This is a genomic window from Candidatus Pelagibacter sp. HIMB1321 (genome assembly GCF_900177485.1).
Lineage (GTDB): Bacteria > Pseudomonadota > Alphaproteobacteria > Pelagibacterales > Pelagibacteraceae > Pelagibacter.
The window spans coordinates 835,368-856,792 of the sequence record NZ_LT840186.1 but is presented as its reverse complement, the minus strand read 5'-3'; the positions used below and the strand labels follow the sequence as shown (position 1 = coordinate 856,792).

The following is a 21,425-nucleotide window of genomic DNA, read 5'->3' as shown; positions in this document are numbered from 1 at the left end:
TTATGAATAAAAAAAATCCAAACCTAACAGCTGAACAAAAATTAGTGATGTTTGAAGATGGTACTGAAGCACCTGGATCTAGTGAATTGAATAATGAAAAAAGAGTTGGAAGTTACCACTGTGCAAACTGTGGGATAAAACTTTTTGACTCTGATGCAAAGTACGAAAGTGGTTCAGGTTGGCCATCCTTTTATCAATCATTACCAGATGTTTTTGATACAAAAACAGACCATCTATTAGGTTATGGAAGAACTGAATACCACTGCAAAAATTGTAATGCACATCATGGTCATATTTTTGATGATGGGCCGAAACCTACCGGAAAAAGATTTTGTAATAATGGTGTGTGTTTAGTTTTTAAACCAAAAGAATAATTATTTTAATAGTTCCTGAAGCTTATTTTCTTTCTCTAATGCACGAATATCATCATATCCACCAATGTGTTGATCATCAAAAAATATTTGTGGAACTGTTCTTCTGCCATTAGCCTTTTTAATCATTTCATCTATCGCACCATCTGTTGTTGCAATATTAATTTCTTTGTATTCAGCATTATTTCTAGTTAATAATCTTTTAGCTGCATCACAAAAATTACAAAGTGGACCTGTATATATAGTTACTGATTTCATAATTTATAAATAGTCACTTTTTTTTATTTTACTAGCTATTTCTTTTCTTGAATATTCAAACTTTTTTTTATGCTTAATACTTTTTTCGTGAACTCTTCTTCTCCATAATCTGAATGATGACGGTTTAAGAGTTTTTCTCATAATCTTGATTACCTCAGATTCTGATTTTCCAGTTTTTTGTTTAATTTCCTCAAAGGTTATTCTATCTGCCCATGCTGCCCATATGATCCAGTCAGGATCATCAACTTTGGGCTCAGGATTTTTAACTTTTGTGACTGGGCTATAGCCTTTTTTTTTCATAAATCCTTTATATTTGAAAAAAATCTATAATGCATTTTTTTTGAGATTTGCTATATTGATTTAGATAGTCCTTCTTAGCCATCTTTAGCTCCCGGTTTTTAAGGACTATCCAAATAATGCTTCCTTTAGATTTTATACTCTATCTTCAGATTATAATTTTTTTGTTCATCTCCCCAGGAACACCAAGAGTAGTTATAATTTCTTACTCAATGAATTATGGAGTTGGGAAATGTATATGGTCAGCTTTTGGAGACGTAACTGCAAATTTTATTCAAGCAGTTTTAGTAGTATTCGTAATAGGTTCTTTTTTTTCGGAAAATTCAATCATACTAAATATATTTAAGTGGGTAGGGGTTTTTTATATTCTGTATCTTGCTTATGATATCTATAAGTCACACCCAAAAAATCTAACTGAAAAAAATATAATTAAAAAAAGCAATTTATCTTTTTTTAAAGATGGTTTTTTAGTTGCCGGTACAAGTCCTAAAGCTTGGATGTTTTTTCCTTTTATATTTCCTCAATTTATAGATTTTAACTCAAATCTTTTAACTCAGTTTGTAATTCTTATTACATCATACATCGTATTGGATTTTTTATCTTTAATTGGTTATGCAATGCTCGCACAAAAACTAATTAAATGGATAACAGTCAATCCGAAAACAATAAATACAATTTCTGCGAGTGTTTTAGTTATAATTGCTGTTATTATTGTTATTGCACAACAATATTAACTTAATTTTTGTCTTCTTGAACAATTACACAAAGTAAGTTTTAATTAAGGATTAATTAATTAATAAACCAAAGGAAATAAAAATGAAAATAACTAAAATTATTTTAAGTTTTGTTTCTGCAGTTGCAATTTTATTATCTTCTTCTGCAATATCTTTTGCAAAAGTTGTTGGAGATAAGATAATTTTAGGATCTGCGATTTCATTAACTGGTAAATATTCATCTAATGGTGTTCATACTCAAAACGGTTACAATATGGCTGTTGATAGAATTAATAGCATGGGTGGAGTTAAAGTTGGTGGAAAAACTTATAAGTTTGAAATCATCTATTATGATGATGAGTCAAACCCAAAAAGAGCAGCACAACTTGCAGAAAGATTAATCTCTCAAGATGGAGTTGAGTTTATGCTTGGCCCATATTCTTCAGGATTAACTAAAGCAATAGCTCCTGTTACAGAGAAATATGGAGTGCCAATGGTTGAAGCTAATGGTGCATCAAGATCTTTGTTTACAAAAGGTTACAAATATTTATTTGCAGTGCTTGCACCAGCAAATTTATATCTTGATGTTGCAATCGATTTAGCTGTAGAGAAAAATGGTGGCAAACCTGTAAAAATAGCACAAGCATTTGAACAAGATGCTTTTTCTCAAGATGTAAGATTAGGTATTCTTGAAGCTGCTAAAAGAACAGGTTCTGAAATCATTATTGATGATAAATTACCTAAAGAGCTAAATGATATGGCTGCAACTTTAGCAAAAGTTAAAGCTGTAAAACCAGATGTTCTAGTTGTTTCAGGTCACACAAAAGGTGCATTGACTGCAGTTAGACAAATTGCTGAGATGAAAGTTGATGTTCCAATGTTAGCAATGACACACTGTGATGCGGCTAAACTTTCTAAGCAACATGGTAAAAACTCTGAGTTTGCTCTATGTGCTTCTCAATGGCATAAAACATTAACTTACAAAGATGATTTCTTTGGTAATGGTATGAAATATGCTGCTGACTTTGATAAGGAGTTTGGCTATGACCCTCCATATCAAGCTGCAGAATCTTCTGCTGCATTGTTAGTGTTTAAAGATGCTTTTGAAAGAGCAGGATCTTTCGATAAAAAGAAAGTCAGAGATGCTCTAGCAGCAACCAACATGCAAACATTTTATGGAAATATAAAATTTGCTGAAGGTGGTCAAAACGTTGACAAACCAATGGTACTTTTCCAAGTAATGTGTAACGATGATGGAAGTAAATGTGAGAATAAAGTTGTAGCTCCTACTAAATGGGCTTCAGCTGAATTGATACATCCAATTCCAAGTTGGTCTTCAAGATAATTAAAAATTAAAGAATGCCCTCTAGTAATAGGGGGCATTTTTTTATAAAAGAATTTTTTATTTATGGATTTTTTAATATTTCAAGTACCTATGCTTACATTACAAGCAACCTTAGATGGTTTGCTACTTGGAATTTTATTTGCATTAATTGCTTATGGTATGGCTCTTCAATGGGGCGTGATGAACATTATCAATATTGCTCAAGGTGATTTGGTAATTTTAGGCGGATATATTGCTTACTTTATGTATCTTTCAGGAATTCACCCTGCATGGGGAATTATTGTGTGTCCTATAGTGATGTATTTTGTTGGTGTTGGAATTTATAAAACAGTAATTAATAAAGTAGTTGATAGAGATTTATTTATCTCAATTTTAGCAACGTTTGGAATTAGTATTTTAATGATGCAATTAATGAATTTTGCATTTGGTGCTGATGTTGTGCTTGCAAATTCAGAATTCGGTACAACCATGTTATTTAATAATTCGGTAACACTACCAAATTCTAAAATATTTTCTGCTGTTGTAAGTATTGTCTTTGCTATTTGTTTAGTTTTATACATGAAAAAATCAAAATTAGGACGAGCAATTAGGGCAACAGCTCAAAATGCAAGAGCTGCAAAGATTTTAGGTGTTGATACAGAAAAAGTTTATGCAGCAACTTTTGGAATTAATGCTGCTTTATGTGGTGTAGCAGGTGCTTTGATTGCAATTACTTTTACCATTCATCCTTATATGGGACTTCCATATACAATTAGATCTTTTATGATTGTAATAGTTGCAGGACTTGGAAACTTACCAGGTGTTGCTATGTCTGGAATGGGACTTGGAGTTTTTGAAGAATTTGCAGACTATATCTTTGGAACAGAGTTTAGAATAGGATCGGTATTTTTATTACTCGTTTTAATATTAGTTTATAGAAGATTTAAACTTTCAAGAAAAAGGGAATATTTAAAATAATGAATAGAAACTTATTATTATATGGATCAATATTAGTTTTTGGTTTAGTTGCCCCATATATATTTCCAGCTTTTAAAGTTCAATTATCAATTCTTTGTATCTTAATTATTTTAGCAACTACCTGGAATATTCAAGGTGGTGAAATGGGGTATAATACTTTTGGTAATATTCTTTTTTATGGACTTGGGATGTATCTCTGCGCCTCAGTTCAGGTTGGAATGTTTTTTCCATTAGCTGAATGGACAGAAGGTGGTGGAGAAAAAACATTTGTTCATACACCTGCACAGTTTTTTCAGGGTATGGGAGTTGGATTATTGGTTGCAGCTGTAGTTCCAACTATAGTTGCAGGTTTAATTGGTTATTCAATACTTGGATTAAGAGGTCACTATTTTGCGATCTGTACATTAGGACTAGGAGTAGCTGCTGGAGAAATTTCAGGTGGTATTGAAATCATTGGAGCTGGTCAAGGTTTTACAACACCTCCTTTTCCAAACATTGGTAGCACTGAAGCTAGAGGAGAATTCTTTTACTATCTAAGTTTTTTAACTCTTGTTCTTACTTTTGTAGTGGTCAAAGCTATTTATTCAACAAGGTTCAGATTAGTTTTAAATGCAATAAGAGATAATGAAGATAAAGCTGAAGCAATGGGTATTCAAACTATGAAATATAAAATTACTGGTTGGATGATTTCAGCTTTCTTCTGTGGATTAGCAGGTGGAATTATGGGTGGTTTGGTTGGCTATATCGATTCTACCGATGTTGCTTTTGATGGAAGAGAAATGGGAGTGTTTATGGTTTTAATGGCAATTCTTGGAGGTAAAGGAACTTTATGGGGACCAGTAATTGGTGCCACATTGTTTCATTTCTTCAAAGAAGGTTTTTGGACTTTCTTTTTGGGTTGGCAGTATGTTGCTTTAGGTGTTTTGATTGTAGTTATAGTAATTTACTTTCCAGAAGGTTTAATGGGTTGGTTAAGAGAAAAATATCCTGAGAAATTTGGTGAAGTAGTTGATGAAGAAGATCGTAAGGCACAGGTGGAATTAAAGTGAGTATATTAGAAGTAAATAATGTCAGTAAATCTTTTGGAGGCGTAAAAGCCAATGTTGATATTTCAATGTCAGTTGAAAAAGGATCTATTGTTGGTCTAATTGGCCCAAATGGATCAGGCAAAACAACTCTATTTAACTCAATTGTTGGAACATATCCAATAGACTCTGGCTCAATAAAATTTAATGATAGAGAAGTATCTGAATTACCAGTTCCGGTAATTGCAAAACTTGGCTTACTTAGAACTTTTCAACAAACCAGAATTTACAGTAAGCTTAATTGTATAGATAATATGTTGATTAGCCACAAAGCTAGTGATGAAAGTTTTAAAGCTATATTTTCTAAGGTTCCAGCAGAATTAACAGATAAAGCTGAAAATTTATTAAGTTTTGTTGGGTTATTTCAAAAAAGAAAACTAAGAGCTGGAGACTTGTCATTTGGTCAGCAAAAGTTATTAGAACTTGCAATGGCTTTAATGAATGAGCCAGAAATGCTTTTATTAGACGAACCAACAGCAGGTATAAATCCAACTTTAATTAATGGAATTATTGATAGATTAATAAAAGTCAATCAAGATTTTGGAATAACCTTGTTAGTCATTGAGCATAATATGAGAGTTATTATGCAATTAGCTCAGAATATATTTTGTTTAGCACATGGCAAAATGCTTGCAAACGGTACTCCAGATGAAATTAGAAATGACAAAAGAGTAGTTGATGCCTACTTAGGAGCGCAATAATGGCTAATCAATATGAAGTCTTAGGGAAAGCACCAGAAGCAGAAGATTTAAAAAGATTATCACCAAATAATATTCATTTAACCATAAACGGCCTTAATGCAGGTTATGGCAAAATGGAAATACTTCATAATCTCGATTTATTTGTCAGCAAAGCACAATCACTTTGTTTAATTGGACCAAACGGAGCTGGAAAGTCTACGATTTTACATTCAATATATGGTTTTACTAATATTTTTACTGGAAAAATTGAAATAGATGGCAAAGAAATCACCAATCTAACACCTGCCGAAAAATTAAAGTCTGTAGGAATTGCATATATCCTTCAAGATAACTCTGTATTTCCAGATATGACTGTAGAAGAAAATTTATTAATGGGCGGTTATATCAAAGACAAAACAGAAGAGTCATATGAGGAAGCTGAAAAGATATTTCAAAAATATGAAAGATTAAGAAACAGAAGAAATCAACCTGCAAAAGTTTTATCAGGAGGTGAAAGAAGATTATTAGAAATATCAAGAGCATTAGTAATGAAGCCATCAGTATTGTTGGTAGATGAACCATCAATTGGACTAGAGCCAAGGTACATTGATATGGTTTTTGAAATACTTAAAGATCTTCAGCAAAATGAAAAAAAAACCATCATTCTAGTTGAGCAAAATGCAAAGAAAGGTCTAGAATTTGCAGATATTGGTTATGTTTTAGTTTCAGGCCAAACTGCTATCGCTGGAAAGGGTGATGAATTATTAAATAACCCAGATGTAGGTCGCTTATTTTTAGGCGGCTAATTTGATTAATCAAAAATATTTTCTAAAAGGTTTTAAATCAATTTTAAAAATTGATAGTCCAGCTATCGCTTTAGGATGTTGTTTTATTGCAATTGGCGCACTATTTAAAAATCTAGGCTTTAATATTCAAGAAAGTGTATTTTCAACAATGTTGACTTATGCATTACCAGGTTCTTTGGTAATGGCCGAGTCACTTTTGGTCGGCGCTTCTTTATTAAGTATTTTTATTGCTGTTTGGTTTGTTAATGCAAGACTTTATCCAATGGCGGTTTCTTTATTTCCATTAATGATGGATGATAAACAGCCAAAATGGAAATTTGTCTTATCGTGTCATTTTATTGCTGTTTCTGCTTGGCTAATTATGAAAAGCAATTATCAAACCATTGAAAAAGAAAATAGAGTAGATTTCTGGATTGGTATAGGAACTGCTACTTGGACAGTTTCAGTATTAGCAACAATTTTAGGTTTCTATATGTCTGACTATCTTAATAAAGATATGTTGATGGGTTTAGCAATTTTAAACCCTGTGTATTTTATTTGTATGATGGTTGGAGCAATGAAAACACTACAAATAATTCTCTCAATTGTACTTGGATTTATATTAGGTCCAATTTTTTATTTTTTATCTCCTCAATGGTCAATATTACTAGGAGGTTTTGTTGCTGGGTCGGTTGCCTTTATAATAGGAGAACTTAATGGCAATTAATATATTTTTAGCAATTTTAGTGACTTCCTTAGCCACATTTCTTTCTAGATTTTTAGGATTTATCTCGTCAGTAAAAATTAAAGAAACTTCAAAACTATTTAGATGGTTTAATTGTCTTGCATATTCAACATTGGCAGCCGTTATTGCAAGAACAGTAATTTTTCCTGTTGGCGTGTTAGAGGAGGCAACATATTTAAGTATATTTTTAATTGTAATTCTAAGTTTAATTATTTTTTTTATTTCAAAAAAGAATTATGTTTACCCAACAATTTTTTCAGCTCTTGGTATGGCATTATTAAATAATTGGTTATAAATATATATTATGAAAAAAATTGATGGTTTGTTAATTGCTGAAAACAGTTCTTCTAAACGAATTATAGATATCAAAATTAAAGATAAGATTGTTAGTGATTTAGTGAGTTTATTTAACAATTTTGATCTAACTGCAATTGAATACAAACCCTTTACAAGATTTACTGTTGCAAAATATTTGGATGACTTAACCAATAATGAACTTAGCAAATATCTAAATGATATTTTGAGAGATAGAAAAACAGGTTGTTTTATTATTGGACCAGAAACAGTCACCAATGAAACTAATGATATTTTTTTGGTAAAATTATCAACAGCAGTAACACATTTGATTGGGACACCAAATTATGATTCTATGGCTGGTAAATTCTATGCACGTTTTCATGTTAAGCATGAAGATAAAAGTGATTCATATTTGAGAAAAGCTTACACAAACATGGATCTTCACACTGATGGAACTTATGTTAAAGAAATTACAGATTGGTTGATGATGACTAAAATTGAAGAAAAAAATGTTGAAGGTGGAGAAAGTGCAATGCTTCATTTAGATGACTGGGAATATTGTAAAGAATTATATAATGATCCAATAGGAAGAGAAAATTTTACCTGGTCTTCACCTAAAAGCAAAAATGTTGATTATAAAGTTGAACACCCAGTTTTTTTTGAAGATAGCAAAGGTCTACCTCAAATCTCCTATATTGATCAATTTCCTGAACCAAAAAATATGAAACAAGGTCAATTTTTACAAAAATTATCTGATGCACTAGAGGGCAGTAAAAATAAGGTTATAACAAAATTACCAGTTGGTTCAGCAATTGTTGCAAATAACTATTTTTGGTTACATGGAAGAAAACCTTTTAAAGAGAATAAAAATTTAAGCAGAGAACTTCTTAGAATAAGAGGATCTTTTTTTATAAATTAATTTATAAATATTAATTTAGAATTTTTTAATTATAAGATTATGAAATTAGGATTTATAGGAACAGGAAAAATTGCCTCCTCAGTTATTATTGGAATATGTAATTCAAATATTAAATATAAACAGATAATTATTTCACCTAGAAATAAAAAAATAGCTTTAAGTTTAAAAAAAAAATTTAAGAAAATTATAATATCAAAAACAAATCAAGAAATTGTAGATAAATCAGATTGGGTTTTTTTATCTGTTACACCCTCGGTAGGTGAAAAGATTATTAAAGATTTAAAATTTAGAATAAATCAAAAAGTCATTAGTTTCATTTCCACAATAACTTTATCTCAGCTAAAAAAGATGATTAAAAAAAAGATAGATATTGTTAGAGCCATACCTTTACCTCCAATTTCTCTAAGAGAGGGTCCTGTACCCATTTGTCCACCTAATAAAAAAGTTAAAGCTTTTTTTGATAAACTTGGCTCAACAGTTGAAATTAAAAATGAAAAATTATCAATTAATTTTTGGTCTACTTCCGGCATGATGGCATCTTATTACAACATGTTAGATACGATGAGTTTATGGCTTAATAAAAGAGGTGTGAAAAAATTAGATGCCCAAAAATATGTAACTTCATTATTTTTAGCATTATCAAAAGATGCAGTCATAAATTCAAATAAAGATTTGAAGTTATTGGTTAAAGACTCACAAACACCAAAAGGTTTAAATGAACAAGGTTTAAAAGAAATGATTAAAAAAGATGTTTATAAATCATTAATAAATTCTCTAAATAGTATTTACAAAAGACTAGATAAATAAAGTGTCAGAAAACATCTTAGAAATTAAAAGTTTATCAAAAAATTTTGGAGGATTGTCTGCAGTATCTAATTGTTCCATTTCTGTTAAAAAAGGAAGCATAACAGGAATAATTGGACCTAATGGATCTGGTAAAACTACACTATTTAATTTAATAGCTGGTAATCTTAAATGTTCATCTGGAAATATTAATTTTAACAATGAAGATATTACTAATGTTCCCTCTTATGAATTATTTTCTAAAGGATTGCTTCGAACATTTCAAATTGCCCATGAATTTAGCAATCTCTCAGTTTTAGAAAATCTTATGATGGTTCCAGCTAATCAGTCTGGTGAAAACTTAATGAATAATTTTTTAAAACCAAATCTTATTAAACAAGAGGAGCAAAAAGTTAAAGATAAAGCTATAGAAGTTGTTGAATTTTTAAATCTTGGTCATTTAACAAATGAACTTGCTGGAAATTTATCTGGAGGGCAAAAAAAATTACTTGAGCTTGGAAGAACTATGATGGTTGATGCAAAATTAGTTTTACTAGATGAAGTTGGAGCAGGCGTGAATAGAACATTATTAAAAGATTTAGGAACAGCAATCGAAAAACTTAATAAAGAAAAAGGTTATACATTTTGTATGATTGAGCATGATATGGATTTTATCGGAAGATTATGTGATCCAGTAATTGTGATGGCTGAAGGCTCTGTTTTATTTGAAGGTAAAGTAGAAGATGCAAAAAAAGACGAAAAAGTAATTGAAAGTTATTTAGGAAGGGGTTCAAAATTAAAAGATAACTAATATGACAATAACTTCACACTTATTATTAGCAATTTTAGCTGTTGGATTTGGTTTTAAAAATCTTCTATCGAAAAAAGGTGGATTAACTCATAAGATAATAGGTTGGATTTGGGTAACTTTAATGATGTATGTAGCTGTATCTTCTTTTTGGATCAAAGAATTGAATAATGGGTTATATAGCTGGATACATTTACTAAGTATTTGGGTAATAATCTCTTTAACTCTTTCAATCTATTTTATTAGAAAAAAAAAAGTATTTCTGCATAAAATTTTTATGGTTGGAAATTTTATTGGTTTAACTTTAGCAGGTATTTTTACTATTTTACCAGGAAGATATATTCCTGAAACTTTAGGTTTATATTAATGGCATATTTTGAGGGAAAAAATATGACGGGAGGATATGGTAATGGACCAGATATTATCAATTCTTGTTCACTTAAAGTTGAGAAAGGTGAGATTGTTTCAATATTAGGTCCAAACGGAGCAGGAAAATCAACAGCAATGAAAGCTATGCTTGGTTTATTAAACTTAAAGTCGGGATCAATAAAAATAGATGGAAAAGATATCACAAAACTTTCACCACAGGATAGAGTTAAAGAAGGAATATCATTTGTCCCCCAAACAAAAAATGTATTTGCAGGTATGACTGTAGAAGAAAATTTAGAAATGGGAGCTTTCTTAGTATTAGAGGATTATAAATCAATTATTGACGAAATTTATTCTTTGTTTCCAATCCTTAAAGAAAAAAGAAATCAATTAGTAGGAGAATTGTCAGGAGGGCAAAGACAACAAGTTGCGCTTGGCAGAGCTTTAATGATCAGACCTTCTGTTTTGATGCTGGATGAACCTACAGCAGGTGTTTCCCCGATAGTAATGGATGAATTATTTGATCACATCGTGAAAGTAAAAAGAACAAATGTTGCTATATTGATGGTTGAACAAAATGCCAAACAAGCTTTGAATATTTCAGATCGTGGATATGTCCTTGTAACAGGTAAAAATCGTTATTCTGGTTCAGGTCAAGAATTATTAAATAATCCAGAGGTAAGAAGATCTTTTTTAGGTGGTTAATATGGATATTTTAAACGCAATCATTCTTTTACTTAATTACATATTTATTCCAGCTTTAACTTATGGTTCTCAACTTGCACTTGGTGCAATTTTTGTGACATTAATTTATGGAATTTTAAGATTTGCTAATTTTGCAACAGGAGACATGATGTCATTTGGAACCATGATGACTATTTTATTTACTTGGTATTTTCAATCATTGGGCATTTCATTAGGAGTTCTACCAACTGCACTTTTAGCAATTCCATTTGCAGTAATATGTATGATTTTTTATATGTTATTTATCGACAAATTTGTTTTCAAATATTATCGTTTTAACAAAAGCCCTCCAGTTATGCTTGCAATGGTAAGTATTGGGGTCATGTTTGTAACTCAAGCTGTTGTAAGAATTATTATTGGACCAGATGATAGAAGATTTTTTGATGGAGAAAGATTTTTAATCAAGGCAGGTGAATTTAAAGAGGTGACAGGTTTGAATGAAGGTTTGGCCCTTAAATCAACACAAGTTATGACAATTTTAATAACGGTTGTCTTGGTTTCAATTCTTTTTTGGTTTTTAAATAAAACCAAAACTGGAAAGAGCATGAAAGCTTATTCTGATAATGAAGACCTTGCGCTTTTGTCTGGTATAGATCCTAAAAGAATAGTTATGATTACCTGGATAATAGCAGGAATACTTGCAACAATTGGTGGTGTTTTATATGGACTTGATAAGAGCTTTAAACCTTTTACTTATTTCAACAATATGCTTCCTATTTTTGCTGCAGCAATAGTTGGTGGAATAGGGAATCCTTTTGGAGCATTTTTAGGAGGATATGTAATCGCTTTTTCAGAAATATTTTTAACTTATGCTTACAAAAAATTTTTTATGTATGTATTACCAGCAAGTATGGAACCAGAAAGCTTAGTTCAACTATTATCTACAGATTATAAATTTGCAGTATCTTTTTCAATATTGGTAATAGTACTACTCTACAGACCATCAGGAATTTTCAAAGGTAAGGTTTTATGATGAAAAATTTGAATGTTATTTATGCCTATGCAATCATGATGGGCTTAATTATTTTAGTTGGCTTTTTTCAATCTTGGAACGTAGCATTATCAATATTTAATTTATGTCTAATATCAGCAGTTATGACTATAGGTGCAAACATGCAGTGGGGTTATGCTGGCCTAATAAACTTTGGAATAATGGGATACACAGCACTTGGAGGTCTCGCTGCAGTTTTAATCTCCGTTGATCCAGTTCAAGAAGCTTGGCGTGCTGGTGGTTTTGATATTCTAATGTGTCTATGGCTAATTATTGTGATGATACTGGTCGTAAGATTTATTTTAAAAAATTATGAAAAAAGCCAAATTAGAACATACTCAATTATTGGAATAATAGTTGGTGGAATAATAGCAATAAGAGTTACTGCAGCGCCTGGAATTGAGGCTATTGAGGCAACAAATCCTGCATCAACAGGTTTTCTAGGCGGTTTTGGTTTGCCAATAATCTTTTCTTGGATAGTTGGAGCAATTTTTGCAGGTGGACTTGCTTTTATTGTTGGTAAAGTAGCGCTTGGTTTAAGAGCTGATTATTTAGCAATTGCTACATTATTGATTTCAGAAATAGTAATAGCAATAATTAAGCATGAAGACTGGTTAACTAGAGGTGTAAAAAATGTAATAGGTTTAAAAAGGCCTGCACCCTATGAAGTAGATCTTCAAACAAAAGAATGGTTTGTAAATTTAGTTGAAAAATTTAATTTTGGAAAATTAAATTTAATTTCCGATCTAACTGAAAGACAACAGGCTCTTAACCAATTAGTTATTGAAGGATCATCTGTATTTGTAAAACTTTGTTATTCAGGTTTATTTTTAATTGTTGTTATATTGTTGTTAATATTCACTCAAAAAGCATTGTACTCACCCTGGGGAAGAATGATGAGAGCAATAAGAGATAATGAAGAAGCAGCAAATGCTATGGGTAAAAATGTGGTTAAACATCATTTATTTATTTTCATATTAGGATCTGCAATTGTGGGAATAGCTGGAGCAATGTTAGTCACTCAAGATGGATTATTTACCCCAGGTAGCTACCAACCGATGAGATACACTTTCTTAATTTGGGTTATGGTTATTGTAGGCGGAAGTGGAAATAATTTTGGAGCTGTTTTAGGTGGTTTTGCAGTATGGTTTTTATGGATTGAAGCTGCTCCAATTTCTTTATACTTAATAAATTTATTTACGTCAGGCTTAGATGATGGAAATGCTTTTAGAGCACATTTAATTGAAAGTGTTCCTTATTTTAGATTTTTATTAATGGGAATAGGTCTGCTTTTAATTATGAGATATAGACCAAAAGGTATACTACCTGAAAAAATTGAAATAAAATAATCTTAGTTATGAAATATATTATTCTTGGAGCTGCAATAGCCTGGACGATGTATATGGCTGATAAGTATATTTTTTAAATAAAAAAAACCCCAGCACTAATAGCACTGGGGTTTTCTTAAAAGATTTTAATTATCTTTGTTTTTTAGTTTTAAATTTGCCGCCTTTTACTTCTTGTTCTAAGAATGAACCTTGAGCTTCTCCAACATCAGTAAAAGTTACACCAGTAGCACCTTCATAGTTAATTTTTTTACCTTGAGCTAATAAATCTAAACCTTTTTTTAACTCACCTGGGTAAATTTTTGTACCGGGTGCATTAGCAACATCCATTACATTTTTTGCAATAGACGCTCTGTCAGCAGAATTACCTGCTTGCATAGCAAGCACGATCAATGCTGCTGCATCATACGACTCAGATGTATAAGGGCCAGAACTATCAATTCCAGCAGCACCAGCAACATCAGCGAAAACACCAGCACCTTTTCCAGTTGAACCAGGCATTGATCCAAAAGACTTTCTTAAATCTTTTCCAAATGCATCAACTAAAGATTGACCAATCATACCATCTGATAAGATAAATTTGTCGAAGGCACCAGAGTCTAATGACGCTTGAATTATACCTTTTCCACCTTGATCAAGATAACCAATAACTGCAACAGCATCTCCACCTGCAGAAGCTAAAGTTGCAACTTCAGAAGAATAGTCAGCTTTACCATCTTCGTGTGCAGCAACAGTTGTTACTTTGATGCCATGAGCTTTTACTGCAGCTGCATAAACATCTGCTAGACCCTTACCATAGTCATTATTTGTGTAACTTATTGCAACACTTTTTACTTTTCTGTCTTTAGTTATATCAGCTAGGATTTGTCCACCTCTTGCATCTGATGGTGCAGTTCTAAAAAAATAACCATTATCATCTAAAGTAGTTAAACCTGGTGAAGTTGCTGATGGTGAAATCATTACTACACCGTTTGGTACAGCAACGTTAGATGCGATTGCGCCAGTTACACCTGAACAATCTGCTCCCATAATTGCAGCAACGCCTTGAGATATTACTCCCTCAGCAGCAGCTGTCGCAGCAGCTGAGTCAACACAAGTTGAGTCTGCTCTTACTACTTCTATTTTTGATCCATTTAAAAGTGACCCTGAGTCTGATGCTTCTTTGAAAGCAAGTTCTGCAGAAGCAGCCATTGCAGGAGTTAAAGACTCAATTGGACCAGTAAAACCTAAAATGATACCCATTTTTATAGTTTTACTGTGTGAACCTGCCATTGCATTTGCTCCTAAGCTTAAAGCAAAAATAGCGGCAGCTGTTAATATTTTTTTCATTATACTTCCTCTATTATGTAATTGTTTTAATTAATTAAAAGATGGATTAAAGACAAATAGCAAAATTTTTCAATGGAAAAATTATCTTATTTTTTGCAAGAAAAATACAGATGAAAGAACAATCGCTCCACCTATAAATGTTAATAAAGGTGGAATTTCATTAAAAATCAAAAATGTCTGTAATATACCAAAAATTGGAAACAAAGTATAAAAGGGCATCACATTTCCAACAGGATAAAATTTATATAGATAGAACATAGACATGTGTGCAACTAAAGAAATTATTATCGCACTATGTAAAATTAACAACCAAGTCTTTAAATTTATATTACTTAAATGAAAAATAGTATCTCCCTCAAATATCACAGATATAATTATTAAAGTTAAAAAACCAGTTAAACCCATAAATGCATTGGTTAGTTTAACACCGAGTTCTTTTAGGTGTCTTGAAAAAACTTGCGCAAGCGCATAGCACAAAGACATTAAAGCTGTATAAAGTAATGCCAATTTTTCATCTTTAAGATTAGGGTCATAACCAATAATTATTATTCCGATAAAAGCCATCACCACTAACACCCATTTATTAAAACTTATTTTTTCATTTATAAAAATAGAGCTAATAATTATTGCAAACGGCACAGCCAGTTGGGCTCCAATAATTATTGGGGAAACAATAGAAGCTTTTTGAAGAGCCAAATTCATAAAAGTAAAAACACCAGCACCCATAGATAATGAAAAACCTAACAAAGGTATAAAGTATTTTTTATTAGGGATTTTAAACCTCCAGAAAGGAATTAGGCATAAAAAAACAATTCCCATTCTAATTGAAGCCATGAGCATTGGTGGAAGAGAAGTATTAAGAATGAGTTTTCCAACTGGATAAGCACTCCCAAAGATTGCCATGATTAGCAATACTAAAAAATAATGTTTAGTTGACATAATTGATTGTTAATAGATTTAACTAGACATAATTGTAAATATATATTTACCTCATAAATATCATGAAACTTTCCAAAATAGATCCTAAATATATCGCTAAATCTAACCCACGTATTGGATTAATCACTCTTGCTAGTGATTTTAGAATCGAAAAAGATTTTAATAATGTGATTAATGGAAAAGATATAGACTTATATTGCAATCGAATTCATTGCTACAATCCATTAACTAATGAAACTTTGAAAAAAATGGCAGATGATATTACCAATGTCACTAAAGATATATTGCCAGATCAGAAATTAGATTGTGTTGCTTATGGTTGTACATCTGGAACTATTGCTGCAGGATACAATTCAATATTTGAAAAAGTAAATGCTGCAAAACCAAATACTAAAGTAACCACTCCAATTACAGCAGCCATCAAAGCTCTAAAAAAATTAAATATTAATAAAATTTCTATTTTCACACCATACACTAATGAAATTAACAATTCTGTTGTTGAGTATTTTAAAAATGAAAATTTTGAAATTAATGAATTATCTTATTTTGATATACCTTCTGATTTAGATATAGGAAAAGTCGATGATAAATATCTATTTGATGTGTTAAGTAGAATTAACTTAAATGATAGTGATGCGTTATTTGTTTCTTGTACAGCTCTACCTGTGCTATCTTTAATAAACGACCTTGAAAATAAACTTGGAAAATTCGTTGTATCAAGTAATCAAGCTTTAATCTGGGATAGTCTAAATCAAATTAACTCTAATATTAATGTTGTAGGGTATGGAAAATTATTTAATTATTAATTTATGATTTTTTCAAAAAATGAATATCAAGATAGGCTAAAAAAAGTTCAAGCCTCAATGCAGAAAAAAGGAATTGAATTATTAATTTCTCAAGATCCATCTAACATGAATTATTTAACAGGCTATGATGCTTGGTCTTTTTATTATGCTCAATGTGTAATTGTACATGTAAATGCAGATGAGCCATTATGTTTTGTAAGAAATCAAGATGCAGGTGGTGCATATATTAAAACTTATTTAAAAGATGAAAATATTATTAAGTATGATGAAAAATATATTCATACTTGGCCATTACATCCTTACGATGCATTAGTTGATTTAATTAAAGAAAAAAAGTGGGATAAACTTTCAATAGGTCTTGAAATGGATAGTCATTATTTTACTGCCTATTGTTATGAGAAAATAAAAACAGGATTGCCTAATGCAAAAATTTCAGATTGTGAACGATTAGTAAATTGGGTCAGAGTTGTTAAATCAGATACTGAAATAGATTTGATGAAAGCTGCCTCTAAGATAGTTCAAAATGGAATGAAAAAAGCATTTGAGGTTATTAGTCCGGGCGTAAGACAGTGTGATGCTGTTTCAGAAATTTATTCCTCATTAATTAAGGGAACACCTGAATTTGGAGGAGATTATGCATCTATAGTTCCAATGCTACCAACTGGAAAAGGTACATCAGCATCTCATTTAACATGGACAGATGACAAATTTGTTGAAGGAGAAGCAACCATTATTGAGATTTCAGGCTCACATAAAAAATATCATTGCCCAATGGCTCGAACAATTTTACTTGGAAAATCAGATCAATTGAAAATTGATACAATGAAAAAAACCAATGAAGCGCTTCAATCGGGTATTGATGCGGTAAAAGCAGGAAATACTGCTGATGATGTTGCTCAAGCTTTTTGGAAAATTTTAGACAAATATGGAATTGAGAAGACCTCAAGAACTGGTTATTCAATAGGAATTGGCTACCCACCTGATTGGGGTGAGCATACTTTAAATATTTCTAAAGGGGATATGACAGAGCTAAAGCCTAATGTAACATTCCATATGATTGCAGTAATGCAGTTTGGTAACTGGGGTGTTGAAGCCTCAGAATCTATTAGAGTGACTGAAAATGGTGCAGAATTGTTTTGTAATCTTTCAAAAGATTTATTTATAAAATAAATCAATTTTACATGTTGAATTCTTATCTAACAAATGTTTAACATACATGCTTTATGGCAAAAAATCCTGAATTCGTAAAATTCGATAAAGTCGATAAAAGCTACGACGGTAAAGTACTTGTTGTAAAAGATCTTCAGTTAGACATCGAAGAAGGTGAGTTTGTAACAATGTTAGGACCATCTGGTTCTGGTAAGACTACTTGCTTGATGATGTTGGCAGGATTTGAAACCCCAACCCATGGTGAAATTTATTTAGATGGAAAAGCGATTTCAAGTATCCCTCCACACAAAAGAGGGATTGGAATGGTATTCCAAAACTATGCTTTATTCCCTCATATGACAGTTTATGAAAATTTAGCATTTCCATTAAGAGTTAGAAAAATACCAAAAGATGAAGCAGATAAAAAAATTGATAAAGCATTATCAATGGTATCGCTTCAAGGATTTGCATCTAGAATGCCGGGTCAGTTATCAGGAGGTCAACAACAAAGGGTGGCAGTAGCAAGATCTTTAGTATTTGATCCTCAACTAGTTTTAATGGATGAGCCATTAGGTGCATTAGATAAAAATTTAAGAGAGAGCATGCAATATGAAATTAAACATATTCATGAAAGTATTGGTGTAACAGTTGTCTATGTTACTCACGATCAAAGTGAAGCTTTAACAATGTCAAATAGGATTGCAGTTTTTAATGATGGAAAAGTACAACAACTTTCAAGTCCAGACGAATTATACGAAAAACCAGTTAACTCATTTGTGGCAGAGTTTATTGGAGAAAATAATACTTTTGCAGGTGAAGTATCAGAAATTTCAGGAAAAAAATGTAAAGTTAAATTAGCAAATGCAGAAATTTTAGCTAATCCAATTACTGTTAAATCTAAGGGTGAAAAAACTACTGTTTCATTAAGACCAGAAAGAGCATTAATAAATCCAAGTAATGATATGGATAATATACATTCAGGTAAAATAGAAGAAGTTATTTATCATGGAGATCACACAAGAATAAGAATCAATCTACTTCAAAATAATCAATTTATTTTAAAAGTACCAAATAGTTCATCCAACTTAGACATTAAACTCGGTAAAGAAATTAAAATTGGTTGGAATAGTGAAGACGCTAGAGCTTTAGATCCAAAATAAAAAATTAATAGGATTCCCCATAAACATTGGCCAAAAAGGCCTGTTGACTCATACCATGTAAATTGTTTTACTTAACTTTTAAAACGTTTAAACGGAGGATAAATGAAAAAACTAAGTAAATTGTTACTAGCTATTTCTTTTGCTGTCTCTATGGCTACTTCGGCATTTGCAGTTACTGTAGTGTCTTGGGGTGGTGCGTACACTGAGTCTCAAAAGTTAGGTTATGGTGACCCAACTGCGAAAGCACTTGGAATTGATATCAACTGGGTAGACTACTCAGGTGGATTATCTGAAATTAAAGCACAAAAAGAAGCTGGCAAAATTACGTGGGATATCATTGACGTATTTGCTATGGATACTATCAACGGATGTGATGAAGGATTATTTGTAGAATTTGATTTTGACAAAGACTTCCCACCTGCACCAGATGGAACTCCAGCATCAGAAGATTTCTTTACTTCTATGCCAAGTAAATGTGCTGTAGGAAATATTTTATATTCTTGGAACTATGCTTACAACGTGAACAACGTTAAAGGCACTCCAAAAACTATCAAAGATTTCTTTAACACTAAAAAGTTCCCAGGAAAAAGAGCTATCTACAAAAGCGCTCTAACAAACTTAGAGATTGCTTTAGCTGCTGATGGTGTAAAACCTGGAAAAGGTGGAGCTAACATCTACGAATTGTTAGAAACAGAAAAAGGTGTTGAAAGAGCGATGAACAAGATCAAAGAATTATGTACAGATCCAAAAGGCGGATGTGTATTTTGGTCAGCAGGTGCTCAACCACCAGAATTACTTGTTTCAGGTGAAGTTGTAATGGCAACTGGTTGGAACGGTAGATTCTTTAATGCAGAAGTAGGCGAAGGTGCTCCTATTAAACAAGTTTGGGATGCTCAAGGTCTTGACTACGAGTATTTCGTACAAGTTAAAGGTGGACCAAACGATGCAAATGGAAATGCTAAAAAAGCTTTAGCGATGATGACTAACACTGAAATGTTAGCTGGATCTGCTAAATACATTGCATACGCTCCTTGGAGAAAATCATCAATTGCGGTGATGGAAAAAGGAGAGCCTTGGTATAAAGATGGTAAGACTAACATGGTACCACAAATGCCAACAGCGCCACAAAACACTAAAAACTACTTTTTAGTAGACCCTCTTTACTGGGCCGACAATGGAACGGAGCTTGGTGAAAAATGGGAAGCTATGAAAGCAGGTTTATAATTTAAGTTTTGATTAACTTATTTTATATATTATAATTTAAGGGCGGTTACTTAACCGCCCTTTTTATTTATGAGCTCTGAAACACAACAAATTCTTACGACTGATGGAATACCTTTAGAGGTAAGCTTAAAAAAATCTGAAAGGAAAAATAAGTTAAAAGCTTTTTTATTAGTTGCACCATTACTTTTATTTTTAATAATCACTTACGTATTTCCTATCGGAGACATGCTTGTCAGAAGTGTTGATGATAGAGAAGTAACAAATATGCTCCCAAAAACATTTAAAGCTATGGAAAATTGGGACGGTCAAGATCTACCTTCTGAAGAAGTTTTTGAAGCATTTTACTTTGATATGGAGTTGTTAATTAAAGAAAAACGTGAGGGTAAACTTTCTACACAGCTTAATTATACAAAGAACGGATTTAAAAGTATTATTAAAAAGCTTCGTCGATCAATGAGAAAATTTGAAGAAGGAAATTATAAAGAGCAAATCATGTCTGTTCATAAACGGTGGGCTGATGTTGAATACTGGAGAGCAATTAAAGCAAGATCTAATGCCTATACTGGTCAAAAATATCTAAAAGGTATGGATATGTATACAAATGAGAATGGAGATATTGTTAGCGTTTCAGAAGATAGGAGAGTTCACAGAGTGCTTTGGCTTAGAACTTTAGAGGTAGCTTTTTTTGTTACAATATTTTGTTTTTTAATGGCTTATCCAATTGCTCATTTACTAGCAACATTACCAATGAAATATAGTAATTTGCTAATGATCTGTGTTTTACTTCCATTTTGGACATCTCTATTAGTCAGGACCGCTAGCTGGATGATATTACTTCAGCAACAAGGTGTAGTTAATGATTTCTTTGTATGGATTGGACTTGTAACTGACGATAACAGACCTGAGATGATGTACAATAAGATTGGAACTTATGTTGCGATGACACAAATTTTATTACCTTTCATGGTCCTTCCGCTTTACAGTGTGATGAAAACAATATCACCTTCATTAATGAGAGCGGGAAAATCATTGGGTGGAACACCTTTTGTTGCCTTCTGGAAAGTTTATTTTCCATTAACAATTCCAGGTATAGGTGCTGGAAGTTTATTAGTTTTTATTTTAGCAATTGGATATTACATCACTCCAGCCTTAGTTGGTGGAGCTTCTGGAACATTGATTAGTAACCAAATCGCGTTTCATATGAAAAGCACACTTGATTGGAGTTTTGCATCTGCAATGGGATTAATGTTACTTGCAGGTGTATTAGCAATTTATTGGCTCTATAACAAATTAGTTGGAATAGATAATATTAAATTAGGATAATT

At 31.7% G+C, this 21,425-nt stretch carries 25 protein-coding genes; 21 read left to right on the top strand and 4 right to left on the bottom strand.

The window, feature by feature from the left end; all coding sequences use genetic code 11:
- Nucleotides 1–2: 2 nt before the first annotated feature.
- Entirely contained in the window at nucleotides 3–374 is a 372-nt protein-coding gene (gene msrB / locus B9N70_RS04675; RefSeq protein WP_085114647.1) for a peptide-methionine (R)-S-oxide reductase MsrB, read from the top strand.
- Here the strand turns inward: msrB and grxC are convergent, their stop codons facing one another.
- Both grxC and B9N70_RS04665 read right to left on the bottom strand, forming a co-directional pair.
- Nucleotides 375–629, bottom strand: a complete 255-nt coding sequence (gene grxC / locus B9N70_RS04670; RefSeq protein WP_085114646.1) for a glutaredoxin 3 — start codon at nucleotides 627–629, stop codon at nucleotides 375–377. It abuts the gene before it with no gap.
- Between the two features lie 3 nt (nucleotides 630–632).
- Nucleotides 633–929, bottom strand: coding sequence for a TIGR03643 family protein (locus tag B9N70_RS04665; protein WP_085114645.1), 297 nt, complete (start codon nucleotides 927–929; stop codon nucleotides 633–635).
- A 116-nt stretch (nucleotides 930–1,045) separates the two neighbouring features.
- On the opposite strand from B9N70_RS04665, the gene B9N70_RS04660 reads away from it, so the two are divergent.
- The 15 genes from B9N70_RS04660 to B9N70_RS04590 all read left to right on the top strand — a co-directional run bounded on the left by B9N70_RS04660 (nucleotide 1,046) and on the right by B9N70_RS04590 (nucleotide 13,496).
- Nucleotides 1,046–1,660: a LysE family translocator gene (locus B9N70_RS04660; protein ID WP_085114644.1), complete on the top strand. Its 615-nt coding sequence runs from the start codon at nucleotides 1,046–1,048 to the stop codon at nucleotides 1,658–1,660.
- Between the two features lie 82 nt (nucleotides 1,661–1,742).
- Nucleotides 1,743–2,984: an amino acid ABC transporter substrate-binding protein gene (locus B9N70_RS04655; RefSeq protein ID WP_085114643.1), complete on the top strand. Its 1,242-nt coding sequence runs from the start codon at nucleotides 1,743–1,745 to the stop codon at nucleotides 2,982–2,984.
- Between the two features lie 63 nt (nucleotides 2,985–3,047).
- Nucleotides 3,048–3,941 carry a branched-chain amino acid ABC transporter permease gene (locus tag B9N70_RS04650; protein ID WP_085114642.1) on the top strand — a complete coding sequence of 298 codons (894 nt, stop codon included), beginning with the start codon at nucleotides 3,048–3,050 and terminating at the stop codon, nucleotides 3,939–3,941.
- Entirely contained in the window at nucleotides 3,941–4,990 is a 1,050-nt protein-coding gene (locus B9N70_RS04645; protein WP_085114641.1) for a branched-chain amino acid ABC transporter permease, read from the top strand. The genes B9N70_RS04650 and B9N70_RS04645 overlap by 1 nt, the downstream gene beginning before the upstream one ends.
- Nucleotides 4,987–5,727 carry an ABC transporter ATP-binding protein gene (locus tag B9N70_RS04640; RefSeq protein ID WP_085114640.1) on the top strand — a complete coding sequence of 247 codons (741 nt, stop codon included), beginning with the start codon at nucleotides 4,987–4,989 and terminating at the stop codon, nucleotides 5,725–5,727. Before B9N70_RS04645 ends, B9N70_RS04640 begins: the two co-directional genes overlap by 4 nt.
- Nucleotides 5,727–6,512, top strand: a complete 786-nt coding sequence (locus B9N70_RS04635) for an ABC transporter ATP-binding protein (RefSeq protein ID WP_085114639.1) — start codon at nucleotides 5,727–5,729, stop codon at nucleotides 6,510–6,512. The genes B9N70_RS04640 and B9N70_RS04635 overlap by 1 nt, the downstream gene beginning before the upstream one ends.
- 1 nt (nucleotide 6,513) lies before the next feature.
- Nucleotides 6,514–7,218, top strand: coding sequence for an AzlC family ABC transporter permease (locus B9N70_RS04630; protein ID WP_085114638.1), 705 nt, complete (start codon nucleotides 6,514–6,516; stop codon nucleotides 7,216–7,218).
- A complete protein-coding gene (locus B9N70_RS04625) occupies nucleotides 7,208–7,531 on the top strand; it encodes an AzlD domain-containing protein (protein WP_085114637.1) in 324 nt (107 codons plus the stop codon). Before B9N70_RS04630 ends, B9N70_RS04625 begins: the two co-directional genes overlap by 11 nt.
- A gap of 9 nt (nucleotides 7,532–7,540) precedes the next feature.
- Complete coding sequence (gene glaH, locus B9N70_RS04620; protein ID WP_085114636.1) at nucleotides 7,541–8,452, top strand: glutarate dioxygenase GlaH; 912 nt, start codon at nucleotides 7,541–7,543, stop codon at nucleotides 8,450–8,452.
- A 39-nt stretch (nucleotides 8,453–8,491) separates the two neighbouring features.
- Nucleotides 8,492–9,259, top strand: a complete 768-nt coding sequence (locus tag B9N70_RS04615) for a pyrroline-5-carboxylate reductase (RefSeq protein WP_085114635.1) — start codon at nucleotides 8,492–8,494, stop codon at nucleotides 9,257–9,259.
- A gap of 1 nt (nucleotide 9,260) precedes the next feature.
- Entirely contained in the window at nucleotides 9,261–10,046 is a 786-nt protein-coding gene (locus B9N70_RS04610) for an ABC transporter ATP-binding protein (protein ID WP_085114634.1), read from the top strand.
- Nucleotide 10,047: 1 nt separating this feature from the next.
- A complete protein-coding gene (locus tag B9N70_RS04605; protein ID WP_085114633.1) occupies nucleotides 10,048–10,410 on the top strand; it encodes a DUF2306 domain-containing protein in 363 nt (120 codons plus the stop codon).
- Entirely contained in the window at nucleotides 10,410–11,117 is a 708-nt protein-coding gene (locus B9N70_RS04600) for an ABC transporter ATP-binding protein (RefSeq protein WP_085114632.1), read from the top strand. The genes B9N70_RS04605 and B9N70_RS04600 overlap by 1 nt, the downstream gene beginning before the upstream one ends.
- A gap of 1 nt (nucleotide 11,118) precedes the next feature.
- A complete protein-coding gene (locus B9N70_RS04595; RefSeq protein ID WP_085114631.1) occupies nucleotides 11,119–12,129 on the top strand; it encodes a branched-chain amino acid ABC transporter permease in 1,011 nt (336 codons plus the stop codon).
- A gap of 35 nt (nucleotides 12,130–12,164) precedes the next feature.
- Nucleotides 12,165–13,496, top strand: a complete 1,332-nt coding sequence (locus B9N70_RS04590; protein ID WP_085115130.1) for a branched-chain amino acid ABC transporter permease — start codon at nucleotides 12,165–12,167, stop codon at nucleotides 13,494–13,496.
- 129 nt (nucleotides 13,497–13,625) lie between these two features.
- On the opposite strand, the gene B9N70_RS04585 is transcribed toward B9N70_RS04590, so the two are convergent.
- Together B9N70_RS04585 and B9N70_RS04580 are read right to left on the bottom strand one after the other, a co-directional pair.
- Nucleotides 13,626–14,822 (bottom strand): ABC transporter substrate-binding protein, encoded by a 1,197-nt coding sequence (locus B9N70_RS04585; protein ID WP_085114630.1) that lies wholly within the window; start codon nucleotides 14,820–14,822, stop codon nucleotides 13,626–13,628.
- A gap of 81 nt (nucleotides 14,823–14,903) precedes the next feature.
- On the bottom strand, nucleotides 14,904–15,761 hold the full coding sequence (locus tag B9N70_RS04580) for a DMT family transporter (RefSeq protein ID WP_085114629.1): 858 nt from the start codon (nucleotides 15,759–15,761) through the stop codon (nucleotides 14,904–14,906).
- 62 nt (nucleotides 15,762–15,823) lie between these two features.
- On the opposite strand from B9N70_RS04580, the gene B9N70_RS04575 reads away from it, so the two are divergent.
- The 5 genes from B9N70_RS04575 to B9N70_RS04555 all read left to right on the top strand — a co-directional run bounded on the left by B9N70_RS04575 (nucleotide 15,824) and on the right by B9N70_RS04555 (nucleotide 21,423).
- Entirely contained in the window at nucleotides 15,824–16,567 is a 744-nt protein-coding gene (locus tag B9N70_RS04575; RefSeq protein ID WP_085114628.1) for a maleate cis-trans isomerase family protein, read from the top strand.
- A gap of 3 nt (nucleotides 16,568–16,570) precedes the next feature.
- On the top strand, nucleotides 16,571–17,737 hold the full coding sequence (locus B9N70_RS04570) for a M24 family metallopeptidase (protein WP_085114627.1): 1,167 nt from the start codon (nucleotides 16,571–16,573) through the stop codon (nucleotides 17,735–17,737).
- A 53-nt stretch (nucleotides 17,738–17,790) separates the two neighbouring features.
- A complete protein-coding gene (locus B9N70_RS04565) occupies nucleotides 17,791–18,876 on the top strand; it encodes an ABC transporter ATP-binding protein (protein WP_085114626.1) in 1,086 nt (361 codons plus the stop codon).
- A 102-nt stretch (nucleotides 18,877–18,978) separates the two neighbouring features.
- Nucleotides 18,979–20,100, top strand: coding sequence for an extracellular solute-binding protein (locus B9N70_RS04560; RefSeq protein ID WP_085114625.1), 1,122 nt, complete (start codon nucleotides 18,979–18,981; stop codon nucleotides 20,098–20,100).
- Between the two features lie 69 nt (nucleotides 20,101–20,169).
- The gene (locus B9N70_RS04555; protein ID WP_085114624.1) at nucleotides 20,170–21,423 is read left to right on the top strand and encodes an ABC transporter permease; all 1,254 of its coding nucleotides are present in this window, start codon (nucleotides 20,170–20,172) and stop codon (nucleotides 21,421–21,423) included.
- The last annotated feature ends 2 nt before the right edge of the window (nucleotides 21,424–21,425 follow it).